Raw genomic sequence first — 9,235 nt, 5'->3', positions numbered from 1 at the left:
GGACTAGGATCAGCAGTAGCAGAAGTTGTTTCAGAAAAGTGTCCAGTACCTGTTTTAAGAGTTGGTGTTAAGGATACATTTGGGGAAAGTGGAAAACCAAATGAATTATTAGAAAAGTACGGATTAACTTCAAAAGATATAGTTAATAAAGTAAAAAAAGCTTTAGAATTAAAAAAATAGATTAGTAGATAATAAAAAGAACAAAAAAGAACACCGAAAGGTGTTCTTTTTGTTATATAGGGATATTATTAATCTGTCAGAGGAATTATAATTATATTAGTAATTATAGTTGGAGGAGGATAATATGAGTAAAAAATTACTTAGGGAGTACGGTCTAATAACATTAGGAATAATACTTGTAGCTATTTCTGTAGAATACTTTTTTGCGCCTAATAATCTTGCAGCGGGTGGTGTGACTGGTTTAGCAATAGTAGTCAACAACTATATACCAGTAATAAGTGTGGGAAGTATAACTTTGATAGTAAATATAGTTCTCTTTGCTGTAGCATTTATGGTTATAGGTGGGAATTTTGGTGGTAAAACTATATATGCAAGTTTAGGATTATCAGTAATTATGTGGATAATAGAAGAATATTTTTCGCCATATGCAATAACACAGGATTTAATTATTGCAACTATATTCGGAACGATTATATCTGCTTTTGGTATGGCAATAGTTTTTAACAATAATTCTTCGACAGGAGGAACAGATATATTAGCAAAAATATTAAATAAATTTTTTCATTTAAATATAGGCACTAGCTTGTTAATAGTAGATATATTAATAACTTTTGGTGCAGCAGTAACTTTTGGATTAGATATAGGATTTTACTCTATGCTCAGTGTTATAATTCTTGGAATAGCAGTAGATAATTTTATAGATGGATTTAATGCTAGTAAAGAAGTTATGATAATGAGTGATAAAGTAGAGGAAATTAGCAAATTTATATTGGAAGAACTATATAGAGGATGTACTTATTTAAAGGGTGAGGGAGCCTATACAGGTCAAGAACTTAAGGTTATATATTCTGTATTATCAAGATCGGATTTTATAAAGTTAAAGATGTTTATTAAGGATATAGATCCCAAAGCGTTTATAACAGTTAGAGCATCCCATGAAGTTTTAGGAGAAGGATTCAAGGATATGGAAGAAATTTAATGACAAATAAAATCATATTTCTATTTTATTAATGTAAAAAAAAATATATAATAAAGGAATATAGGGGAATAATGTATCCTACCATAGGTGTATGCTATAATAGCATTGTAAGATGGACAGGTATTTTAACGAAAAATATCTTAATATACTAAGGAGTGTTAGAATGATTGAATTTAAGAATATTTCAAAACTTTATAATAATAATGTAAAAGCTCTTTCAGATGTTAGCATAAATATTGAATCGGGGGAATTCGTTTTCTTGGTTGGACCGTCTGGAGCTGGTAAATCAACTTTTATAAAAATGATATTAAAAGAAGTTGAACCTACATCAGGAAAGGTAGTGGTTAATAATACAGACCTTTCAAAGTTGGCAAGAAATGATGTGCCATACTTTAGAAGAAAGATAGGAATGGTATTTCAAGACTTTAGATTAATTCCCAATCTAAATGTATATGAGAATGTAGCCTTTGCTATGAAAGTTGTTGAAGCCACACCAAAAGAAATTAGAAGAAGAGTACCAATGGTATTATCTCTTGTAGGGCTTTCTCATAAGTATAAGATGTTCCCAAATGAACTTTCAGGAGGAGAACAACAAAGAGTTTCATTAGCAAGAGCTATAGTAAATAATCCATCGTTATTAATTGCAGATGAACCTACTGGAAACCTTGATCCAGAAACTGCAAAAGAAATAATGGATTTATTAGATGATATAAATAAAGCTGGAACTACAATCTTAATGGCCACTCACGCTAAAGATATAGTTGATACTATGAAGAAGAGAGTTATCGCTATTGAAGGTGGAGAAATAGCAAGAGATGAAAAGAGAGGTATGTACGAAGATGAAAATTAATACAGTTAATTATTTTATTAGTGATGCATTTAAAAGTTTAAGAAGGAATAAAACTATAAGTCTTGCTTCAGTTATTACTGTTTTAATTACTTTCTCAGTATTAGGGATTTTTACTTTAGTAGCTAAAAATGCTAATTTGGCCATAGGTGGAGTAGAGTCGAAGATAGAGTTAAAAGTTTACTTATTAGATGATGTAAAGTTAATTGATCAAAGAGAAATAGAAGTAAAGTTAAGAGAACAAGATGGTGTTAAAGAAATAGAATATGAGTCAAGAGAACAAGCTTTGAAAAATTTCGAAGATATGATGAAAGATACCCCAGGTTTATTAGAGGGATATACACTAAAAAATAATCCATTACCAGCTTCTTATATAGTAAGACTTACAGACCCTAGTTATGCAGAAGCTATAAGTGAAGCGGTTCAGGATCTTCCTGGTGTTGAGAGTATAGGAAATCAACAAGATGTTATAAATCAAATACATAGTATTGTTAAGGTGGTAAGAGTTGTTGGTATAGTATTATTTATAATTTTAATAGGAGTATCAATATTCTTAATTATGAACACTACAAAGCTAACAGTTTATTCAAGAAGAAGAGAAGTTGGAATAATGAAATTTGTAGGTGCTACAGATTGGTTTATAAGATGGCCATTTATAATCGAAGGAATGGTTATTGGATTATTAGGAGCAATACTATCTGTAATAGGTGTATACTTTATATATAGATTTGGTGTTGGTATTATTGCAAATAATATACTTATGGTTAGTTTAATTAATCCTACATATGTGTTAACAATGTTATCATGGCAGTTTGCCTTAGGAGGAATTGCTGTTGGTGGAATTGCAAGTTACATAGCATTAAGGAAATTCTTGGTAGTATAAATATAAATATTAAGAATAAAATATTTACTATGGGAAAAGGTATTTTGGAATTGAAAGGAAGTTGTTTGGATGTACCAGTCTAGTAAAAATAATAAAATGAAAAAGATTATAAAACCATTGGCGATTATATTATCAATATTAGTAGCATTTTTTGTGGGAAATTATATTACTAGATATGGAATAGTTATAGGTAAAGATGGTTCTAAATATGGAACTTTATTAAAATATGCAGATGATGTAGAACAATTTAAGGGCTTATATGAAGTAAAAGAAGATTTAGAGAAGCTATATGTTGGAGACATAGATCAAGAAAAGCTAGTTGATGGAGCTATTAAGGGAATGACAAGTTCCCTTAATGATCCATATACAGTGTTTATGAATAAAGAAGAATATGATAGGTTTATGCAATCCAATTCAGGAGAGTTTAAAGGTATTGGAGTATATGTAAAGCTTGAGGATGATAAAGTGGTTGTTGATTCAACTATTTCTGGAGGTCCTGCCGAAAAAGTAGGAATTAAAGGTGGAGATGTAATTCTTAAGGTTGATGGTGAAGAGGTTGGAAGTGACCAAAGTAAAGCCGTTGCACTAATAACAGGTGCTGAAAATTCTCAAGTAAATATTATAGTAGGAAGAAAAGATACAGAGTTAGAGTTTAATGTAACTAGAGAAACTATAAAAACTGTTTCAGTAAAGAACGAAATGTTAGAAAATAATATAGGATATATTAATCTTTCTACTTTCAATAAAGATGTTTCAATTGATTTTGTTAACGCTTTAGAAGAACTTAAAGGAAAAGGAATGAAAGGGTTAATATTAGATCTTAGAGGAAATGGTGGAGGCTATCTAGTAGAAGCAATAAATATTGCATCACAATTTATTCCTAAGGGTGAAGTTATTACTTATAGAATTGATAAATATGAAAGTAAGGAAATAAGTAAATCTGAGGGAGGAGTTGCAATAGGATTGCCTCTTGTGATATTAACAGACGGAGGTACAGCAAGTGCATCTGAAGTCGTTACAGGTGCTTTAAAGGACTATAATGCAGCTGTAACTGTTGGAACCACTACATTTGGGAAAGGTGTAGTTCAACTTCCTTTTGAACTTAAAAGTGGCATAGGTGGATTAAAGGTAACTGTTTCTAAGTATTACACTCCAAAGGGAGAAGATATAAATAAAAAAGGGATTATACCTGATTATGAAGTTAAGTTAACTGAAGAAGATGTTAATAAAGATTATAGTAAAGATACAGATCCTCAATTACAAAAGGGCATTGAAGTGATAAAAGACATGATAAAATAGGAGGAGCAAAACTTATGAATCTAATTATGTATACATTAAGATCGGTGGCATATGTTATAGTTGAGCCCTCATTAATGTTAATATTAATTCTTTTAGGCGTAATGTTTTATATGAAGAATAAGAAAGTAACTGCTATGCAGCAGATGATTATAGGAGATAAAGTAAACTCTGCTTTAGAGCTTACTTTATCTCAAATAGTTTTAGGAATTTTGGCGGGCGTTATAGCTAGTTTAATATTAAGTCATTTAGGAATTGTTTTTAAAGAGAATTCTGGAATAGAAATTTTATTTATGATTTCTATATTGTTAATGTTTATAAAACCAAGATTTGTATGTTTTTCTTACTCTGCATCTATTCTTGGATTAGTTAGTTTAATTTTTACTTATTTTAATATAACAACTACTGATGGAGTAAAAATATTAAGAATAGATATAATGTCATTAATGGTTTTTGTTGGAGTTCTTCATATAGTAGAGTCTATTTTGGTAATGTTAGATGGAGAAAAGGGTGCCATTCCTGTTTTTTCGAATAAAGGAGGCAGGATTTCAGGTGGATATGCTTTAAATAGATCTTGGGTATTACCTGTAGCTATTTTTATTGCATATGCAGCTACATCTATGGGATCAACAGCAGGAGCAGAAAGTATATCAACACCAAGTTGGTGGCCTATACTCAGAACAAATGACATATTAAATGTTATAAATACAATGATATTAGGACTAATTCCGTTTTTTGGAGTTTTAGGTTATTCTTCTGTTACCTTTACGCAGAAGAAAAAAAAGAAAGTTCTTTCTTCTGGAATTTCTATATTAATATATGGAATAATCCTAACCATTGTATCTCAGTTAGCTAGGTTTGGATTAATTGGAGAGGTTGTAGTGTTAATTTTTGCTCCTTTAGCTCATGAAGGAATGTTAATGTTGCAAAAGAAGATGGAAGAAAAAAGAGAAGCTATATTTGTTAGTGATGAAGATGGTATATCTGTATTAGAAGTAGTTCCTTATTCTATAGCCTATGAGGCTGGGATACGAGTTGGGGATAAAATTGTATCTCTTAATGATCAGAGTATAGATGATGTAACGGAAATATATAAGATGGTTAGAAGTAGTATATATGATATAAATGTAAAAATTTTAGATATGAATGGTAATGGAAAAGAGATTACATTAAAACCACAAAGAAATAATAACTTAGGTGCTGTTTTAGTACCTAAAGTGGTGCAAAGTGATAAAGTTGTGGCTTTTGAAGATAAGAAGTTTTCTGAAGTATTAGAGAAAATAAAAGAAAAGAGAAAGGATATAAAATGATATAAATTCATTTTATATCCTTTTTAACATCTAGGAAAATATAAATTTAAGGATAATAATTTTATATTTTCCTTACCTTAAGTAGGAGGGGAATAGATATTTACTTTTCTGTGACCTGGAGCTTGCGACGGAACAAGCAAAATAAATATCTATTCCACTTTTTTGAATAAAAAGGGCTTTAAGTACTAATATTATTGACTATAATATACAAAAAAAGTAAAATAATAATACGAATATAAGTTCGAGATAGGAGATTAATGATGAATAGTTTTAAAATACATTCGAAATTTAAACCAACCGGTGATCAACCTCAAGCCATAGACACATTAGTAGAATCATTAAAAGAAAATCATAAAGGGCAGACATTACTGGGGGTAACAGGATCAGGGAAAACTTTTACTATGGCAAATATTATTGAAAGACTTCAAAGACCTACAATAATACTGGCCCATAATAAGACTTTGGCGGCTCAACTATGTTCAGAATTTAAAGAATTTTTTCCTGATAATATAGTTGAATATTTTGTATCATATTATGATTACTATCAACCAGAAGCTTATGTTCCTCAAACAGATACATTTATAGAGAAAGATGCGTCAATTAATGATGAGATAGACAAGTTAAGGCACTCTGCTACATCTGCTTTATTTGAGAGAAGGGATGTAATTATAGTTGCCTCAGTGTCCTGTATTTATGGACTTGGTAATCCAGATGAATACAAGAAATTAACTGTAAGTTTAAGAACAGGAATGGAAAAAGATAGGGATGAAATAGTAAGAAGATTAATAGATATACAGTATGAAAGAAATGATATAGATTTTAAGAGAGGAACATTTAGAGTTAGAGGGGATTCTTTAGATATAATTCCGGCTTCTTCTTCTAATAAAGGAATAAGAGTAGAATTTTTTGGTGAAGAAATTGATAGAATACGTGAATTTGATGTGCTTACAGGAAATATACTTGGTGATAGGGAGCATGTTGCTATATTCCCTGCGTCGCACTTTGCTACATCACAGGAAACATTAGAAAAAGCAATTAGTAGAATTGAGGATGAACTTGAAGAAAGATTAAGGGAGTTGAATGCTCAAGATAAATTATTGGAAGCACAAAGATTAAGACAAAGAACAAATTTTGATATAGAAATGATGAGAGAAATGGGATATTGCAGTGGAATAGAAAATTATTCAAGAATATTAGACTCAAGGGATCCTGGGACTCCACCTAAAACATTACTAGATTATTTCCCAGATGACTATCTAATGTTTATTGATGAAAGTCATGTAACCCTACCTCAAGTAAGGGCAATGTATGCTGGAGATAGATCAAGAAAAAATACCTTGGTGGATTATGGATTTAGGTTACCTTGTGCATATGATAATAGGCCTCTTCAGTTTCCAGAATTTGAAAAGAAAATAAATCAGGTTGTTTATGTAAGTGCTACACCAAGCCAATATGAGTTAGATAATTCATCTGTTATAGCAGAACAAATAATTAGACCAACAGGATTGATAGATCCTGAAATAATTATAAGGCCAATAAAAGGTCAGATTGATGATTTGTATGCTGAAATTAAGAAGACTACAGAAAAAGGATTTAGAACTTTAATAACTACTTTAACTAAGAGGATGGCAGAAGATTTAACTAAGTATCTAACAGAGTTAGGAATAAAAACAACATACATGCATTCTGATATTGAAACAATAGAAAGAATGAAAATAATAAGGGAACTTAGGTTAGGTGAATATGATGTTTTAGTAGGTATAAATCTTTTAAGAGAAGGGTTAGATATTCCAGAAGTAGCATTAGTAGCTATCTTGGATGCTGACAAAGAAGGGTTCTTAAGATCTGAAACATCATTTATACAAACAATAGGAAGGGCAGCTAGAAATTCTGAAAGTAAGGTAATAATGTATGCAGATAATATTACTAGATCTATGGATAGAGCTATAAAGGAAACTAATAGAAGAAGAGAAATACAAGAACAATATAATGAGGAACATGGAATAACGCCAAAGACAATATTAAAGGAAGTAAGAGATGTAATAGAAGCCACAAAAGTTGTTGAAGAAGCAGTTGAATATAAAGCTGAAGAAAAAATGAGTAAAAAGGAAAAAGAAAAGCTTATTAAAAAGTATACAGAAGAAATGATGGATGCAGCTAAGAACTTACAATTTGAAAGAGCTGCTCAATTGAGGGATATGATAGAGCAATTAAAAAAATAATAAGGTGGTAAGAGGAGAAGGGGCTTTTGAAAAGGAAAAATGAAGTTATAGTGTTTTCTATTATTGTAGTATTAATAATTTCTATAATTGGGGTATTTACTACAATAGGAATTAGGTTATCAAAAGATAGTAGCATATCTTTACCTGATTTTAATAAAATTTTAAGTTGGTTCTCTAGTGAAGAAGAGGAGGAAGAAGAAGTATATGTAGAGATTGAAGAAGTAGTTTTAAAGTATGAGGATGTTAAGTACTATCCATATCAAGCAGAGAATAAAAAATGGGGATATGTAGATGAAAACATGAATGTAGTTATAGAAGCTAAATTTGATAATGCTACAATTTTTAGCGAAGGTATAGGATTAGTAGAAAAGGATAATAGATATAGGTACATTTCAAAGGATGGAAATTACATATTTGATAATGCCTATTATTATGCTAGACCATTTTGTGGTGGTTATGCTATGGCTGAAGAAAATGGTAAAAGTGTTTTAATTGACTATGATGGGGAAAAAATATGTGAAATAGATGAAGATATTTATGTTAGCAATTTTGTTGATGGCATAGCAACTTATAAGAAAAGAAATAAGTACGGATACATTGATGCTAGAGGCAATATATTAGTTAAAGCTAAATATGAGTACTGTGAGGATTTTATTAATGGAGTAGCTATTGTTAAAGATAAAGATAATTATTATCTTATTGGGAAGAATGGTAAAAAGCTAGTTAACAGTGGATTTGACTATATAAGGTCCTATGAAAATAAATATTTCTTGTGTAGTGATGATGAAAATTATTATTTGATTGATAACACAGGTAAAAAGATAAACTTACCTATTGATGAAAGAGATATTATAAGGTATCAAAAAGATGGAGTAATATTCCGTAGCGGAAATAATAAATGTGGATTTATGGATTATGAGGGAAATATAGTTTTTGAAGCAGAAGTAGATTTCGTTAATAAGGTTATCAATGGAATAAGTTATGGGGAGATATACAATGGAAGTAAGTATGAAATAGTCTGTATTGATAATAAAGGAAATATAATAGCTAATTATACTGAGTTAGGATATACCGATGTAAATGAGTGGTACGGAGAAATAAATGTATTAAGTAGTAACGAGCATGAATATTTAGTAGGTAAGATGGGGAATAAAATTGAAGATTTAAATGAAGTAATAGTTCAGTTTTATGGGGATTTTATAATACTGTCTAAAAGTGATAATACCAATACAAAAGTATATTCACAAAAGGGAAAGTTATTATTAGAATTAGATGACAGATATTATATTAATAATACAGATTTATATGGTGATGATTATGAAGAAAATATATTATTATTGAGAAATGATAAAGATGAGAATGTTACTATAAATATACATGGCAAAATTGCAAAGTAGTATTAATGCTATGACAGGTGTCATAGCATTTTTTTAATGTATAGGAAAGTATAAACAGCTTAGAAAAAATGATTTTATTATGTTTTTTTCATATTCTTCTCAATAATTGACAAGAATAAAT

At 29.9% G+C, this 9,235-nt stretch carries 8 protein-coding genes; all 8 read left to right on the top strand.

Annotation, left to right across the window (positions count from 1 at the left end):
- Nucleotides 1-180, top strand: a 180-nt coding sequence (locus tag G594_RS0103400) for a transketolase C-terminal domain-containing protein (protein WP_027097276.1), incomplete at its 5' end; no start/stop codon positions are given.
- 124 nt (nt 181-304) lie between these two features.
- Nucleotides 305-1,159: a YitT family protein gene (locus G594_RS0103395; RefSeq protein WP_027097275.1), complete on the top strand. Its 855-nt coding sequence runs from the start codon at nt 305-307 to the stop codon at nt 1,157-1,159.
- A 163-nt stretch (nt 1,160-1,322) separates the two neighbouring features.
- On the top strand, nt 1,323-2,009 hold the full coding sequence (gene ftsE, locus G594_RS0103390; RefSeq protein WP_027097274.1) for a cell division ATP-binding protein FtsE: 687 nt from the start codon (nt 1,323-1,325) through the stop codon (nt 2,007-2,009).
- Complete coding sequence (gene ftsX / locus G594_RS0103385) at nt 1,999-2,889, top strand: permease-like cell division protein FtsX (RefSeq protein ID WP_027097273.1); 891 nt, start codon at nt 1,999-2,001, stop codon at nt 2,887-2,889. Before ftsE ends, ftsX begins: the two co-directional genes overlap by 11 nt.
- 96 nt (nt 2,890-2,985) lie before the next feature.
- Nucleotides 2,986-4,188: a S41 family peptidase gene (locus tag G594_RS0103380; protein ID WP_242829695.1), complete on the top strand. Its 1,203-nt coding sequence runs from the start codon at nt 2,986-2,988 to the stop codon at nt 4,186-4,188.
- Nucleotides 4,189-4,202: 14 nt separating this feature from the next.
- The gene (locus tag G594_RS0103375; RefSeq protein ID WP_027097271.1) at nt 4,203-5,495 is read left to right on the top strand and encodes a PDZ domain-containing protein; all 1,293 of its coding nucleotides are present in this window, start codon (nt 4,203-4,205) and stop codon (nt 5,493-5,495) included.
- Nucleotides 5,496-5,755: 260 nt separating this feature from the next.
- Nucleotides 5,756-7,717 carry an excinuclease ABC subunit UvrB gene (uvrB, locus tag G594_RS0103370; protein ID WP_027097270.1) on the top strand — a complete coding sequence of 654 codons (1,962 nt, stop codon included), beginning with the start codon at nt 5,756-5,758 and terminating at the stop codon, nt 7,715-7,717.
- Between the two features lie 26 nt (nt 7,718-7,743).
- Entirely contained in the window at nt 7,744-9,114 is a 1,371-nt protein-coding gene (locus tag G594_RS0103365) for a WG repeat-containing protein (RefSeq protein WP_027097269.1), read from the top strand.
- Nucleotides 9,115-9,235 lie beyond the last annotated feature (121 nt).

This window comes from Clostridium paraputrificum AGR2156, assembly GCF_000424025.1.
Lineage (GTDB): Bacteria > Bacillota > Clostridia > Clostridiales > Clostridiaceae > Clostridium > Clostridium paraputrificum.
This window is presented reverse-complemented; position numbering and strand designations above follow the sequence as displayed.